Annotated in this window: 12 protein-coding genes; 9 read left to right on the top strand and 3 right to left on the bottom strand. The window is 32.5% G+C overall.

Going from position 1 to position 15,947, the window contains the following annotated elements:
* Both ACXAHM_RS18185 and ACXAHM_RS18180 read left to right on the top strand, forming a co-directional pair.
* A partial coding sequence (locus tag ACXAHM_RS18185; protein ID WP_474962784.1) for an MBG domain-containing protein occupies positions 1-752 on the top strand: 752 nt, incomplete at its 5' end.
* 491 nt (positions 753-1,243) lie between these two features.
* On the top strand, positions 1,244-1,975 hold the full coding sequence (locus ACXAHM_RS18180; protein ID WP_474962780.1) for a hypothetical protein: 732 nt from the start codon (positions 1,244-1,246) through the stop codon (positions 1,973-1,975).
* A gap of 314 nt (positions 1,976-2,289) precedes the next feature.
* On the opposite strand, the gene ACXAHM_RS18175 is transcribed toward ACXAHM_RS18180, so the two are convergent.
* Together ACXAHM_RS18175 and ACXAHM_RS18170 are read right to left on the bottom strand one after the other, a co-directional pair.
* Positions 2,290-4,206, bottom strand: a complete 1,917-nt coding sequence (locus tag ACXAHM_RS18175; RefSeq protein WP_474962776.1) for an arginine--tRNA ligase — start codon at positions 4,204-4,206, stop codon at positions 2,290-2,292.
* Positions 4,207-4,292: 86 nt separating this feature from the next.
* The gene (locus tag ACXAHM_RS18170) at positions 4,293-4,499 is read right to left on the bottom strand and encodes a hypothetical protein (protein ID WP_474962773.1); all 207 of its coding nucleotides are present in this window, start codon (positions 4,497-4,499) and stop codon (positions 4,293-4,295) included.
* Between the two features lie 180 nt (positions 4,500-4,679).
* Here ACXAHM_RS18170 and ACXAHM_RS18165 point away from each other — a divergent pair, with 180 nt between their 5' ends.
* The 5 genes from ACXAHM_RS18165 (at position 4,680) to ACXAHM_RS18145 (ending at position 9,115) form a co-directional block, all read left to right on the top strand.
* Positions 4,680-5,474: a glycosyltransferase family 2 protein gene (locus ACXAHM_RS18165; RefSeq protein WP_474962769.1), complete on the top strand. Its 795-nt coding sequence runs from the start codon at positions 4,680-4,682 to the stop codon at positions 5,472-5,474.
* A gap of 5 nt (positions 5,475-5,479) precedes the next feature.
* Positions 5,480-6,667 (top strand): class I SAM-dependent rRNA methyltransferase, encoded by a 1,188-nt coding sequence (locus tag ACXAHM_RS18160; RefSeq protein WP_474962766.1) that lies wholly within the window; start codon positions 5,480-5,482, stop codon positions 6,665-6,667.
* Between the two features lie 132 nt (positions 6,668-6,799).
* A complete protein-coding gene (dcd, locus tag ACXAHM_RS18155; protein WP_474962763.1) occupies positions 6,800-7,336 on the top strand; it encodes a dCTP deaminase in 537 nt (178 codons plus the stop codon).
* A gap of 1 nt (position 7,337) precedes the next feature.
* Positions 7,338-8,117: an MbnP family protein gene (locus ACXAHM_RS18150; protein ID WP_474962760.1), complete on the top strand. Its 780-nt coding sequence runs from the start codon at positions 7,338-7,340 to the stop codon at positions 8,115-8,117.
* Complete coding sequence (locus ACXAHM_RS18145) at positions 8,093-9,115, top strand: cytochrome-c peroxidase (RefSeq protein WP_474962757.1); 1,023 nt, start codon at positions 8,093-8,095, stop codon at positions 9,113-9,115. Before ACXAHM_RS18150 ends, ACXAHM_RS18145 begins: the two co-directional genes overlap by 25 nt.
* 32 nt (positions 9,116-9,147) lie before the next feature.
* On the opposite strand, the gene ACXAHM_RS18140 is transcribed toward ACXAHM_RS18145, so the two are convergent.
* Positions 9,148-9,690, bottom strand: coding sequence for a DUF4625 domain-containing protein (locus ACXAHM_RS18140; RefSeq protein WP_474962754.1), 543 nt, complete (start codon positions 9,688-9,690; stop codon positions 9,148-9,150).
* Positions 9,691-9,844: 154 nt separating this feature from the next.
* On the opposite strand from ACXAHM_RS18140, the gene ACXAHM_RS18135 reads away from it, so the two are divergent.
* Positions 9,845-12,052: an FUSC family protein gene (locus tag ACXAHM_RS18135; RefSeq protein WP_474962752.1), complete on the top strand. Its 2,208-nt coding sequence runs from the start codon at positions 9,845-9,847 to the stop codon at positions 12,050-12,052.
* A 281-nt stretch (positions 12,053-12,333) separates the two neighbouring features.
* Positions 12,334-15,900 carry a SpoIIE family protein phosphatase gene (locus ACXAHM_RS18130; protein ID WP_474962750.1) on the top strand — a complete coding sequence of 1,189 codons (3,567 nt, stop codon included), beginning with the start codon at positions 12,334-12,336 and terminating at the stop codon, positions 15,898-15,900.
* Positions 15,901-15,947 lie beyond the last annotated feature (47 nt).

Below are 15,947 nucleotides of genomic sequence, written 5' to 3'. Positions count from 1 at the left end.
CAGCAGCAGCACTTACTGTAACAAATGCGGTAGCGGAAAACAAAGTGTATGATGGCAATACAGAAGCTGTTATTTCTGGAGCAACATTAAGCGGCTTGATCAATGGCGATATTGTTACATTGACGGATGGAACAGCTGGAACATTTGCCTCAAAAGATGTTGGAACAGGTATTAGCGTTACCTCTTCAATGAGTCTATCCGGTACTGATGCTGGTAATTATACCCTTACGCAACCATCAGGATTCACGGCTGATATAACAGCAATAGCTTTGGAAATTACTGCCGATGCCCAATCAAAAGATGTAGGTGAGACAGATCCTGATTTAACGTATAGTATTACAAGTGGTAGCATGATATCAGGTGATATTCTTACAGGTCAACTCAGCCGTGAAACAGGAGAAACTTCAGGAACGTATGCCATCCAACAAGGAACACTCAATGCAGGAAGTAATTATACAATAACATTCGTATCTGCTGATTTTGTAATTAATCTTGCAACTTCTATTAATGCACAAAGTCTAGTTAATTATAATGTATTTCCAAACCCTACATCAGGTATATTATATATAGAACTTGAAAACGTTAATGCTCAAATGCTGACCATTACAGACATGTTAGGAAAACAGGTTTATATGCAAACAGAGATCAAACCTATAACTTCTATTGATTTATCAGAAATGAATATTGGGGTTTACATCCTCAATATAAAAACAGATAAACAGATTATTACAACAAGGATAGTTAAAGAATAGCTTCATATTTAATTGATTTATTTCACAAACATGAGTCATCCCTAATTTATATGACTATAATAATAAAGGGATGACTCATTTTTATTTATAAGCCAAAAAATAGTTATTGTATCGACCAAGAAACCTTAACTATTATACCAATGGCTCATTCTTCACTTAATTTACTAAATAAAGTTGTTACTAAGCAAAATAACCCTGCTAGTTATTTACTATCTCAAAGCGAGCACTTTTTATCACCTCTTCTAAAAGATTTAAATCTTACTCTTGATGCTCGACTCGTCAAAACTTTTGAAGAACTGTTTTTCTCTATTTGAGGAAATACGAATAGTACAAAATCACTTTTACTTACCGAGATAGGTACTTTATTATCAGGAAGTGCTCATGGTAATGCAGGGGTAAAAAGAATTGGCACTCTATTGAGGAGTGAAAATTGGAGCTCTTCTATTATAGCAGATTTTTTAAAATCAAGAACACTTGATCGTATAGAAACCATGCGTTCAAAGAATGTTAGACCTCTTTTAATTTGGGATGGATCTGTTTTGGAAAAACATGAATCCATGCGTTTGGAAGGACTCTCTCCTGTGATAAGTAGTAAAGCAAAGAGACTCACTCGAATAAAACAAGGATATTATAATTCACCTGTCAAAGGGTTTATTAATGTTCCTGGTTTTAAAGTTGAAGCCGCCGTTTTAACGGCATTATCAGAAGGAGCTTCCCTGTTTGAATTTAATGTTTATTCACGGACGGGACTGCATAAAGAATGGTGGTCTAATTTCATGTGGCATGGCTTTGAAAACATGAATAATCACTCTAATAATGATGTTTTACATGTTTTTGACAGAGGTTATGCTAACGCAACTTTATTAGAATATTCGGAGCGATTCAACCAGCAATTCCTTGTTAGATGGATCTCCAATAAATATTTGATAGATGAAAAAGGAAAAAGGTTAACACATCATATTTCAAGAGGGATGAAAAATAAAAGCTTCAAAGTTAACTATGACAAAGAGCGAAAAAAAAGTGCTAGAAAATTAATTACTTGGAAAAAGGTGTATCATCCTGAAATGGGAAATCAAGAATACACCCTAATTGTAGTGAGAGAGAAAAATAGATCGGGCTCACCAATTTATCTACTTACTAACCTAGATATTACAACAAAGAAACAGGCATGGGAAATGTTTTTTTTCATATATGAAAAGATGGAAAGTAGAGCAGATGTTTAGATGCTGTAAAGCAGAAATTGGAATGCAATCCATTTGGGTTCAAACATGGGAATCAAGATTAAAGTTGGTTGGCATAGCTCTCCTAATTTATGAGTTTCTCATGGAAATAATACAAAAAAGGAGGCATTATGTTGAACGGTTAATCAACATCTATGCCCCCTTGTTTGGCTTGAAAAGAAGTAAAATTCCTTTCTACAGACTTCGAAAAGCCTTTGCGGTCATATTAAATAAATGGAAAGCCTTTTGTGAAATAAGCTCAAGGTTTAATTCAATTTTTAAGGGATGACTCATGTTTATTTATATCGAATGTGAGATTACATTCTTGAAGGAGACTGCACTCCAATTAATCCTAATGAAATTCTGATAGCATCAGCTGACTGCTTAGATAAAGCAATTCTAAATGCTTTCTTCTTTGCATCCTCTTCATTGAAGATAGGAGACTCAGAGTAAACCTTAGAATATTGCTTCGCTACATCAAATGCATAGTTAGCAATAATTGAAGGTGCATAAGAATTAGCAGCTTCTACGATCTTATCATTTAACTTTGATAATAAAGCTACTAAGTCTGCTTCAGCGTCTGAGATATCTGTCAATCCTGCATAAGCTGCAGTAGAATAATCGATACCGTCTTTATCAGCTCTTCTTAATAATGCTTGAATCTTAGCATGATTGTACTGAATGTAAACACCAGTATCTCCCTGGAAGTCAATAGATTCCTTAGGATTGAAAAGCATTGTTTTCTTAGGGTCAACTTTCAATAAGTAATATTTTAAAGCACCTAAAGCTAATTGCTTGAATAATACCTTTGCTTCATCTGAAGTGAAACCGTCGATCTTACCAGACTCCTCAGTTCTTTCTTGAGCAGTATCAATCATTTCTTGGATTAAATCATCCGCATCAACTACTGTACCTTCACGAGATTTCATTTTTCCTTCTGGTAATTCAACCATACCATAAGATAAATGATAGATTCCGTCAGCATAAGGACGACCTAATTTTTTCATGATTGCTTGAAGTACTTTGAAGTGGTAATCTTGTTCGTTACCAACAACATACACTGATTTGTTCATACCAAAATCTTTGTATTTCAAATCAGCAGTACCCATATCTTGTGTCATGTAAACAGCAGTACCGTCACCACGAAGCACAAGTTTCTCATCTAACTTTTCATCTTTTAAATCGATCCAAACAGAACCATTTTCCTTTTTAAAGAAAACACCACTATCTAAACCTTCTTGAACGATGTCTTTACCTAAAAGATAAGTTTGAGATTCATAATATACATTATCAAACTCTACACCCATCATTTCGTAAGATTGAGCAAAACCTGCGTAAACCCAATCGTTCATTTTTTTCCAAAGTGCAACAGTTTCTTCATCTCCTGCTTCCCACTTTCTTAACATTTCTTGAGCTTCTAATAATAGAGGTGCATTTTTTTCTGCATACTCAAAAAGTGCTTTAATATCTTTAATCTGAACTTTCTCCTCATCCGTTAAAGGAATCTTGTTTTTCTTAGATGCACCTTTTGCCTCAATCGACTTTTTCAATGCTTTAAGATCCTCAACACCATTTAATGAAGGATAGTCAGCTTGTTTCTCCTCAATTAATGCGGCAATTTCTTTTTTATAAGCTTTATCAAAAGCTACATAATAATTACCTACTAATTTATCTCCTTTTAAAGTTTCGCTAGGTTCTTCACCATTACCAAACTTTACATAAGCCAACATTGACTTACAAATATGAATACCTCTATCATTTACAAGGTTAACTTTTTGTACATCGTAACCTGCTGCATCTAAAATTAATGATACAGAATGACCAAGGAAGTTATTTCTTAAGTGACCTAAGTGAAGAGGTTTGTTTGTATTAGGTGAAGAATATTCCACCATTACCTTTTCACCGTTACTTGCTAAATGACCGTAATTTTTATCACCTGCAATTTCAGTTAGCGTATTTACCCATACACCTTTACTGATCACAAGGTTTAAGAAGCCTTTTACAATATTATAATCCGCTACTGCGTCAACATTTTCTTTAAGATACTTTCCTATTTCTTCACCAATTTCAACAGGATTTTTTCCTAATTGCTTGGTCAAAGAAAAAGTTACGAAAGTCAAAGATCCTTCAAACTCTTTTTTTGTTGGTTGTAATACAATTCTCGAGGTAGGTAATTCTACATCATAAATTGCCTTTACTGCTTCGGCAATACCATTTATAATTTGTTGCTCCATTTTCTAAATTCAATATTAATATTTGCTCCTAAAGCAAAGTGAATTGCAAAATTAGTTCTTTGTCTATAAACTCAAAAGATGAATCCTTAATAGTTGTATCTTTTTTTCATTTTAGACCTTTTATCCATAGAAAATAAAGGTAAGGCGAGTACTCCAGCTACTGTAACACATAATCCAACAATAATTGAAATAAAAATTTCAACTTTTGAAGAACTTGTTAAAGCAAAGTATAATGTTTCAAAATCGATAAACAACAAGGCGATACCGACAAAAAACAGGAGTAGATTTTTCATAGCAATGTTTGAAATAAATTAGGTTTGTTTTACATAGTCTAACTCATTTTTGATGAGGTTGATCATTCTTATTAAGAGTTGTTTTGTTATGAAATTTTAATACTTCAAGGAATCTTCCAATAACCTTTAATTTTAATGTATTTTTTCTAAAAGATTAGCGATGATTACTATCTTTGTCAAATGAAAAAAGTAAGCGTTATCACTATTTCATATAATTGTGAAAAGGAAATTGTAGACACCCTCAAAAGTGTCATTTCCCAAGATTTTACTGATTTAGAATATGTAGTTGTTGATGGTCAATCTTCTGATGCAACTCCTTCTATAATCAAAAAGTATAGTGATAAGATTGATGTTTATGTTTCTGAACCCGACAAAGGAATTTATGATGCCATGAATAAAGGAGTACAATTAGCTTCTGGAGAATGGATCATTTTTATGAATGCTGGAGATATCTTTTATGACAATAACACGATATCCGCAATTCTCTCTAAAGTCAAGGCTGAAACAGAAATGCTTTATGGTGACCATGAAGTAGTATATGAACATCTAACAAAAGTCAAAAAAGCGAGTCCGCCAGATTTATTATGGAAAGGAATGATTTGTAGTCATCAAGCTTTGTTTGCAAAACGTGACTTACTTTTGAAATATCCATTTGATTGGAAAAATTGGAAGATCTCTGCAGATTTTCATTTTATTTTCAATCGCTGGATTGATGGAGTACAGTTTCAATATGTCCCTGTTTTTGTTACTAAGTTTGCGGCAGGTGGACTTTCGGATATTGGATCAATTGATTCAAAAATTGAAACATGGAAAATTGTCACAGAAAAGAAAAATACTCCAGAAATTAATCAGTACTACAAAAAATTACTACGCTATGAAAAGGGCGTTAATTTTTTAAGAAAAAACTTACCAACAAGCATCTTCGAAAAATTAATGAAATTGAAGAATAAATTGAAAGGTGAAAAAGTAAAATAAATAAGATGTTGGAAAAAATATATATCAAAAAAAATAAACTGAAGGCATTAGAAAATAGACATCCATGGGTTTACTCTGGTGCTGTTGCTAAGATGCCTGATAATTTGAATGACGGTGACATCGTAGAGATTGTTCATGGTGATGACAAACGTTTAGGTTACGCCTTTTTCTCTCCGGGGAATCAAATTGTTTGTCGCGTTTTTGAATATACTCGAAAAGAGATCGATCCAACATCGCAAGAATATTGGTCTGAGAAAATCAAAAAAGCATTTGCTCTTCGTCAAGCGCATGTTATCTCATCTGAAACAAACTGTTATCGTTTGATTCATGGAGAAGGAGACTTTTTCCCTGGATTAATTGCCGATGTTTATAATGATCTAATTTCACTTCAAATCTTAATTAAAGGTGTCGATAAAATCGCTCCGATGATCGTAAAAGCTTTTCAAGAAATTGGTTTCGAACGTATTTACAATAAAAGTAAGGAGATTTCAAAACGTCTTGAAAATGTAGAAACTCCAAAAGGTTGGTTAACCGAAAAACAAGGTTCTCCGAAAGTTGAAGTTCTTGAGAATGGCGTAAAATTTTGGGTTGATGTAGAAACTGGTCAGAAAACTGGCTTCTTCTTGGACCAAAGAGATGCCAGAGCATTAGTCGGTAAATACGCTAAAGATGCTAAAGTATTAAATACATTTAGTTATAGTGGTGGTTTTAGTATGTATGCATTAAAAGCAGGTGCAACGCTAGTTCATTCTGTAGATGCATCACAACCCGCTATCGATCTTTGTAATGAAAATGCTGAATTAAATGGCTTTGGATCTGATAAACACGAAGGTTTCTGTGCAGATGTATTCGAGCATTTAACAAAAATGGATCGTGATGACTATGACGTTGTTATCTTGGATCCCCCTGCATTTGCAAAATCAGCGAAGGCTGTAACTGCAGCAGCAAGAGGCTATAAGCAATTAAATTTAAAGGCGTTAAGAAAAATTAAGCCTGGAGGAATTATTTTCACTTTCTCTTGCTCACAAAAAATTGATAAGGAATTATTTAGAAAGATTGTATTCCAAGCTGCAGCTGAGGCCCATAGAAATGTAAGAATTTTACATCAAACTACTCAACCTAATTGCCATCCTATTAATATTTTCTATCCTGAAAATGAATATTTAAAAGGTCTTGTACTTTACGTAGAATAGGCCATTATAAGAATTCATCACATGATTACTAAAAAATGCCATTTTAAAATTGTATCTTACTATTATAATGGCATTTATTTTGTTTCAAAATCATTTAATTTTTAAGGATTAATACTCCGCCTTTGTTAATCAATGATCTTATCAGATACTAAAATATTAGAGGAAATAGAGAAAGGAACAATCTTAATTGAACCTTTTAATCCTGATGCATTAGGAACTAATTCCTATGATGTTCACTTGGGTCGTCATTTGGCTATCTACAAAAATGACATCCTTGATGCAAGAGAACATAATGAAATCGACACATTTGAAATTCCCGATGATGGTATTATTCTTCAACCAGGAAAAATCTATTTGGGAGTCACAAAAGAATATACTGAAACTCTAGAGCATGTTGCATTTTTAGAAGGTCTTTCTAGTGTTGGTCGTTTAGGCATCAGTATTAATGCAAATTCAAGAGCTGGTGATGTTGGTTTTTGTAATACATGGACTCTCGAAATCACTGTTACACAACCTGTAAAGGTATACAAAGGAATGCCAGTTGGTCAGTTATTCTATTTTAAAGTAGATGGAGATATCACGAACTATTATCATATCAAAAAAGATGCAAAATACATCGATAGAACTATGCGGCCAGTAGAATCTATGATGTATAAAAATAAATTCTAACATGAAAAAACTACTCTTACTCTTCCTTCCATTGTTGATTTGGAGTTGTGATGACTACAAAGAGACATTTGATGCTGACGGAACAGGCTCTCTAACCATTAAATTAAATCTAATCCATGATAACGACTCTTTAGAATACAATAAAGAATACATCAATGCATTAGGACAAAAATATATACTTAGTGATTTTAGGTTTTATTTATCGAACATTATCTTAAGAGATACTTCTGCTACGAGTTATTATAAAGTTGAAGAAAGTTATCATTTAATCGAAATGATTAATACAGCAGATACTTCTATTGTTCTAACAGGATTACCCAATAAATTTTATTCTGAATTGCAGTTTTCTATTGGTGTAGATAATAATGCAAATTACAGCACCGATCAAATTGGTGATTTAGACCCTGCAAATGGAATGGCTTGGAATTGGAATACAGGTTATAAATTTATGCTTGCAGAAGGTTTATATCTAGTAGATTCCATTTCTTCCAAAGGACTTGTTTACCATATTGGTGGAGATGCAAATTATAGGACAATAAAATTCAGTCAAAAAGAAATTTCATTAAATCGAAATGCCAATCAAGAAATCGTTTTAGATGTGCGAGTTGATTATATTTTTGGGGATAAATCAGAGATTCTCACTCCAGAAGCACAAAGAAGAACCAACTTCATCGACTTCAATAATGATACAGATCAAGATCGAATGTTTGGTCCTAACACGCAGTTAATTGCTGAAAATTACGCACAAATGTTTACATGGAGAGAAATTATCGTCAAATAATCATTTTATTTCAAGTTATTTTAGGAGCTTGTTTGTTGTCTTGTCAAGGTAACAAACAAGCTTCTGTCATTTCATATGAAAATATCCCTACTCCTATCCATAATCCCATGGACCAACAAAAGGTAGATCTAGGTAAAAAGCTCTTTTTTGATCCTAATCTATCAAAAGACTCAACTATTTCATGTGCTTCATGTCATAAAGCTAACTTTGGATTTGCTGAAAATGTTGCACTGTCAACAAAGGGTGTGTCTCACAAACAATTAAAAAGGAACTCTCCTACTCTAATCAATGTAGCTTGGGCAAAAGGATGGTTTTGGGATGGAGGTGCAAAAAATATTGAATCATTAGTCTTTGGTCCACTCACTCATGAAGATGAAATGGGAGTTAATTTAAAACAATTAATCCACAATTTAAACCAAGATAAGATATATAAAAATGAGTTTAATAAAGTGTTTAATACAAATGAAATTCATTCTGCACATGTTGGTAGAGCATTAGCACAATACGTTAGAACATTAATTTCAAACACCAGTAATTATGATAAATATCTAATTGGTGAATATCAATATAATAAGGAGGAGTTAAAAGGTTTTAAGGTATTTCAAGCAAAATGCAATTCCTGTCATACAGCACCTTTCTTCACAGATTTTGATTACCACAATAATGGATTAGATACTTTTTACCCTGATACTTTGGAAGGTATATATAAAGGAAGAGGACGAATTACTAGAGATGAGAAAGATATTGGAAAATATAAAACACCTACGCTAAGAAATTTATTTGCATCAGCACCCTATATGCATGACGGAAGATTTTCTTCTATTAATGAAGTTCTCGATCATTATACAATGGGTATAAAAAAATCTCAAACATTAGATTCTACATTGATAGATAGAATTCTATTAAGTGATGAAGACAAAAAAAATTTAGTTAGTTTTTTAAAAACACTAACAGATTCCAATTTTTTAGAAATAAAAAAAAGCTATGATTCAAAATAGAACCATAGCCTTTGGTATATCTTCATGATATTTTATTCATGATTATAGTCGTGACCTTCATATTCTAAGTGAGAAGTAAGTGCCACTTGAGTAGCATTACCTTCTTGATCCCATAAATGTAAAACGAAATGATACTCACCTGATTCGATTGGGCTACCATTAACATCTAATGGAAGATCAATATGCTCGTGTAAATGATGCTCTGAAGGGAATACACCTGCTGGAGTTAAACCACCTTCAACACCAAATTGCCAATCTACTTTAGCACTCATTTGTACAGAATCATCTTCTGCAGTGTTTAATCTATGTTCATGACCATCACCTGCCCAATGGATATCCAATTGAACATTAGATAAATTTTGACCGCTTAAGTCTGCTTCAATGATTGCCTCTTCACCAAAGATTAAAACAATCTCATCTTCTTCAGAAGTAAGTCTAGCATGATCTTCATGCTCCTCATGACCTTCTTCAATTACGTAATTATCGATAACTGGTAGAGGACCTTGCTCAGTTTCATTATCACATGAGAATAATGCAAGTCCTAAAAATGCGCCTAAAATTAAGTTTTTCTTCATTGTTACTATATGTTTTTGCGATATAGTCGCAAATAGGTGATCTTTTTGTAAAAAAGCAATATTATGTGGTGTTTTTTTTATCTCTTTATTGCTTTAATTTTATTGAACGAAACAATGTTTAGATTTGTAATATGTTTCTTGACAATATTTATTAATGGAGCAAATAAAGTTTTTCAGACGTAGTTATCAGTTTTCCAATGGGTTAAGATTAACTTGGACGATTGTTTTACCACTACTACTTGGTATATTATTCAATATTCAAAGTATTGCTACTGCTGTTAGTATAGGTGCTCTTTGTGTTGGTCTTTCTGATTCTCCAGGAAATTGGAATGAAAAAGCAAAAGGCTTATTAGGAGGGTCGATTATTAATGCAATTTGCGCATTTGGGATTGCATATTTGATAAAGTGGCCCATTTTGGGGTTAGTATATATTGGATTAATTTCTTTTATAGGTGCAATTATGGCCATCTTCGGAAATAGATCCACATTGATAGGAAATAGTATATTAATTGCTATTTCTTTGGGTTTAGGTTTTGGAGTAGAAACAAAATTATTGTTCCATTTATGTCTCGGGATGCTTGGTGGAGGATTATGGTATACATTTAATTCTCTATTATTATGGCAAATTAGACCGTATGCTACAATCGAGAAAATTTTAGGAGAATGCTATGTACTCATGGCAAAATATATCGAATTAAAGGCACGTTTATTTCAAAACCCCAACTCTGTTACAATAGGTACACAGATTTTTAAGCTACAAACCGAAATAGACCACAAACAAGATGAAGTAAGGAAATTACTACTAACACAACGTTCAGCTTTACAGGGTGCTACACCTCATGGTCGTTCCTTAATTTTATTATTAAGATTTTCTGTTGATATATTTGAAAAAGCAACTGCAACGCACATTCATTACACTACGCTTGGGAAACATTTTAAAGAAACTGCTTTACTAGATACATTAGAAATTGTTTTTACTCAAATTGGACACAATATTTCTATTTTAGGAAAACATATTCAGCAAAGAAAAACAGTTGATACACTCCCTAACCTCGACAATGAATTTGAAGATGCTCAAAAAATATTTGAGAATTTAAGAGATGATAAAAATAGAACCATCCCTATTCGATTATTTGCTGAAGTAAAGAATATTCTAAGGAATTTTGGCCGAATTAATAAATTAACGAAAGAAGCTGCCGAGTTTACAGATTGGGATAATATCAAAAACAGGTCACATACTGATGGATTAAGATTACCTAGTTTCTTAAACCCTCCAGAACAAGGAAGCCTTATTGATAATTTAAATTTATCTTCAAGTCACTTTCGTCATGCCATTAAGATCTCTATTGCTATGATGGTAGGCTTTAGTTGTGCTTTATTATTAGATGCTCAACGAGGATATTGGATATGGTTATCGATATCTGTAATCATGAAACCCTCTTTTGCAATTACAAAGCAGAGAATGGTTGCACGTATAATTGGAACATCAATTGGTATCCTAATTACGTCAGTGATTATGTTTACAACCAACAATATCTATATTTATTTAATGGTTTTAATTCCTTTAGGCATTGGTACTTTTGGCACATTAGCAAAAGATTATCGTTTAGGAATGACCCTCCTTACTCCATTTATTTTATTATTAATAGCCATTAATAGTCCTACGGATTTTAATATTACAATGTATAGAATAGTGGCTACTATTCTGGGTGGATTAATTGCCTATCTCATTAGTTTTCTAATTTTCCCTGAATTTGAAGTCAATAAAATCAGAGTAAGAATGATTGCTGCACTTATTGAAAATTGTCAATATTTCAAAGAAGTTGCCATTGGATATACAGGTACTAAAAATGTTGACCCTAACGAATATAGGATAGCCCGCAAAAGTGCACAATTGGCTAATGCTAATTTAGCAATGAGTTTCCAAACGATGCTCAATGACCCTAAAAACAACCAAATGCCAAGCACAGACCTTTATGAATTTATCGCAGCTATCCGAATGGTCTTTGCACATACTGCAACCCTTTCTGCTAACGTAGAAAGACTTTCTAAAAAATATCAATATAAAGAATTGACTCCGTTTATCGACCTTATTTGCAGCACATTGTATAATTTAGTTGAAGTACTTAAAGGTAATAAAGTCGAATTGCCCGATGATGATTTTACAGCTGTTCTTTCTTCAATTCTTGAAGAGACCGATACAATGGAAATTAAGCGTGAAAAAGAATTAGAAATGGGTATTCTTGAATCTCCTAACATCAAAAAACTGTCAGACCTAGTATTGATCAGTAATCAATTTAAAAGAATTGGGAAAAATGTTCAATACCTTAAACAATATGTAAGCAACTTCAATCGTATTTAATTAAGAGACAACAAAATGTCATTTAAATTATAAATTTAACTTACATAATATTTAAAAATATTTATTTATATCTTATTTTTGAATCAAAATCAGATTAATTTTACTTTTTTTGATGTTAATTACTGTCTAAATTTAATATGCAACAAACATAATATTTTATTAATTTTTTGCTATTTCATATTAAATATAACAACATAACTTAGAGACTATTTATGCAGAACTTGCTTAAATATATTGCCCTTTTATTACTGTTATTACCTCTTAATTTGTTTTCACAAGATGTGAAACAGTTAGAAAAAAACGCACGTAAAGCATATACAAACCACAATTATTCAGAAGCGTTACAATTTATTGAGCCGCTTGTTGAACTATACCCAAATAATGAATCTTATTTGTATAGTCTTGCTGTTTGTTATATAAAAACGAATCAATCAAAAAGGGGAATTGAAATTCTTACTTCAATCAAGAAATCATCTGTAGCGCAAAGCTCTGATTTCCACTACTATATTGCAGAAGGATATCTTTCTTTATCTAACATAGAATTAGCGGAAGATGCTGTTTATCAAGCATCACTATATCCAAAAGGCACTGAAAATGTAGATAACTTAAAAAAGCAAATTGACAATGCTAAAGTTATACTTTCCAATCAAACAAAGGTAATTGTGAGGCATTTAGGAGACAAAGTCAACTCAAAAGCCAATGAACATAGTATTACACTTACAAAAGATCATCAAACTTTTTTATTTACAAGAGTAACAAAATTAGATAAATCAAAAAATACTTCTGGTACTCAATTCGAACAAGTTTTCCATGCATATATGGACGCTAATGATGAATGGGTACGTCCCGTTAAAGTTGAAGAGTTATCTCATGATGGGCATACTGCTACCATTCAACTTTTTGATAATGATTCTAAAGTACTGCTTTATAGAGACGGGGACCTGTATGCTAGGGATTTAATTGATGACAAGTGGGGAAGAGAATATGAATTAAAAGGTGTAAATTCCCCTGCACAAGAAACACATGCCTTTATCTCTGAAGATCAACAACATTTATATTTTGCATCAAGAGGTTTTAATGACTCTGATGATCTTGATTTATTTCATTCCAAATGGAACAAAAGGAAAAAGCAATGGGAAGAACCTCAGGAAATTAAGGAGTTAAATACTGAATATGATGAAGATTCTCCTTTCATCAATCAAGAAGGTGAATTATACTTTGCATCTAAAGGTCATAATTCAATGGGAGGTTATGATATTTTCAGATCAGTGTATGACGAAAATTCAAATAAATGGTCTACCCCTCAAAATCTTGGTGTTCCCATTAACTCCACTGCAGATGACACTTATTTTAGTATGTTCGGTAAAATCGGTTATTTTTCTTCTGCAAGGAAAGGATCAATTGGTCAATTAGATATTTATCAAGTCTTTTTCTTTGATAAAGTACGAATTAATGGTGTTGTAAATCAAGAAGATGGTACTCCATTAGTAAATGCAACTGTTCGTTTGGAAAGTGATAAAGATTTATACGAAACAATTACTGACGAACAAGGTGCATATTCTATTTTAGCTCATATTGATCAAAATTTCTATATAAAAGTTGAAAAAAATTCTAGTATTTTCCATGAAGGAACTTATGCCATTAAAATAGGTATGAGGAATAAAAAAGAAGAAGAACATCACTTTTATGTAATTCAAGAAAATAATACTGAAGAAGGTGTTGTGAATGTAGCATCTGCCCCAAATGTAATCCCTGTTAAAGTACATAATACTTTTAATGTAAACCCAATGCTTGGTGAAAATCAAGGGGTTGATATGGTTACTAAAAAGAAAAAAGATGACGCGATGAAGGGTAAGGTATCTTACAATGGTTTACCTATTAAAGATGCAGAAATAACAATCAATGGAAAGAGCTTTATCTCAAATGAGGATGGGGAGTTCATATACCATAAAGACAAAGAAGATGGATTGTTCTCTGTACCTCGAATGCTTACGGTTGCTAAAGAAGACATGGAATTGAAAGCATGGTATATAGAAAATGGACGTATTATTATTAAATTAAGAGATAAACTTCAAGATATTTTAGAAGGTATTGTTGTTGATGAAAATAGAAACCCAATTACAAATAAAGCTTTACATATTTTCATTGGGGATCGTCTCTTCTCAACGTCTACAGATTTTAATGGAGCATTTAGCATTACCTTCCCTATTGGTATTCGATTAAAGAAAAATTACGAAGTAATGGTTCCTGGTCGAACATTAAAATCAGTGGCCCAAGAAAGAAGAGAATTTTCCCAATTTATACAGCTAAAAGTATCAAACCAACAGGCCATTTCTAATATTGGTTTTCGTGTAATCGATCAAGACGGAAATTTTGTTCAAGATGCCTTAATTCTTGCCGATGGAAAGTTTGCCTCTACAAATGATAGAGGATATACAAGTTTAAAGGTGGAAATGACTACCGAAGAATTTGCTGAATCAATTAGTCTAATTCTCATTCATGCTCATGATATTATTAATAGAAGTTTTGATGATGTTCAAAAAACATTAACATTAACTGTAAACGTAGTTGAAGAAGAAGAAGAGATTCAAAATATTGAAGTAGCAGCAGTAGCTTCACCCTCTGAAGAAAAGTCTATTGAACAAAGACGTGAAGAGTTAAACCTAAGAGAAGATTTCCTTAGCGTTTATGCCAAAGCTGAAAATAAAGAATTGATTGCTCAACATGAAATTGACTCGTTAAATGCCGAATTAACAAGATTAGAAAGTAAACTTACTACAAAACAAGATACTGTATTCAGTTCTCAAGATAGTTCACTTCTTGCCATGATTGGTGTTTTAAGAAATAAATTAGTGGAGAAGGAAGACAGAATGGAAAAGTTCAAAGAGGAAAATCAAATTTCTGAAGCACAACATCAGAAAGAAATCCTTACGTACTTCCTAGCTGTTTGTGGATTAATTTTACTTGTTGTAGGACTAATTGCTTTAATTAGAAGAGCTTATCTACAAAAAAGAAAAGTAGAAATGGTAAAAGAGGAACTTGATGATGCTATGACACAAGTAAATGATCAGAACATCAAGATTACCAACAGTTTAAGAGCAGCACAAACTATCCAATATGCTATCTTACCTCCACAAGATTTATTGGAAACAAAGTTTAAGAAATTCTTTTCAATTTATAGGCCTAAAGATATTGTAAGTGGAGATTTTTACTGGTATGGTGAATCTAAGAAAAGTGATGGTTCTATTGTACGTTTCTTTGCTGTGGTAGATTGTACTGGACACGGTGTCCCTGGAGCATTAATGTCTATGATTGGTAAAACTATTCTTCAAGAGGTTCTAGATAAAAAGCTTACGCAAGACACTTCTATTATTCTAGAAATGTTGAATCAAAGAGTCATTACTTACCTTCGTCAACAAGAAAATTCAATAAACGATGGTATGGATATCGCTCTTTGTAAATTTGAAACTGTTGATGGTGTAGAGAAAATATTCTTCTCTGGAGCTAAAAGTGATATTTACATTGCAAGAAGAAAATATGGCGTCCTAGAAAGATATAGAGGAAGTAAAAAATCAATAGGTGGTAAGCAAAAGGTAGGTCGTGAATTTGAAACAGAAGTGATCGAGTATGAAAAAGGTGATTACCTAATTATGCTCACCGATGGTATCCTAGACCAAAACAATGTAGATAATAATAAATTTGGACGTAGATATTTCGAACAGTATATCAAAAGACATTTAGATCAACCAATAGATGATTTAGGTGATCTGATTGAAGCGGCTTTAGATGTCCATCAAAATAATATTCCTCAAAGGGATGACATTACTGTTTTAGGAATCGAACTTTAATACGTAATCTATATTATTTTATAATTTGAATTGTTTTTTTCCTTTTA

The organism is Flammeovirga sp. AWQ4_249, from assembly GCF_056161045.1.
Note: the sequence above shows the minus strand (reverse complement) of the source record. Positions and strands in the feature narration are given on the sequence as shown.

Coding starts and splice junctions, on each gene's coding strand:
- ACXAHM_RS18145 (WP_474962757.1), top strand. CDS start 8,093: ATGGAGAGAAATTATCGTCAAATAATCATTTTATTTCAAGTTATTTTA.
- ACXAHM_RS18170 (WP_474962773.1), bottom strand. CDS start 4,499: ATGAAAAATCTACTCCTGTTTTTTGTCGGTATCGCCTTGTTGTTTATC.
- ACXAHM_RS18165 (WP_474962769.1), top strand. CDS start 4,680: ATGAAAAAAGTAAGCGTTATCACTATTTCATATAATTGTGAAAAGGAA.
- ACXAHM_RS18160 (WP_474962766.1), top strand. CDS start 5,480: ATGTTGGAAAAAATATATATCAAAAAAAATAAACTGAAGGCATTAGAA.
- ACXAHM_RS18150 (WP_474962760.1), top strand. CDS start 7,338: ATGAAAAAACTACTCTTACTCTTCCTTCCATTGTTGATTTGGAGTTGT.
- ACXAHM_RS18175 (WP_474962776.1), bottom strand. CDS start 4,206: ATGGAGCAACAAATTATAAATGGTATTGCCGAAGCAGTAAAGGCAATT.
- ACXAHM_RS18135 (WP_474962752.1), top strand. CDS start 9,845: ATGGAGCAAATAAAGTTTTTCAGACGTAGTTATCAGTTTTCCAATGGG.
- dcd (WP_474962763.1), top strand. CDS start 6,800: ATGATCTTATCAGATACTAAAATATTAGAGGAAATAGAGAAAGGAACA.
- ACXAHM_RS18140 (WP_474962754.1), bottom strand. CDS start 9,690: ATGAAGAAAAACTTAATTTTAGGCGCATTTTTAGGACTTGCATTATTC.
- ACXAHM_RS18180 (WP_474962780.1), top strand. CDS start 1,244: ATGCGTTCAAAGAATGTTAGACCTCTTTTAATTTGGGATGGATCTGTT.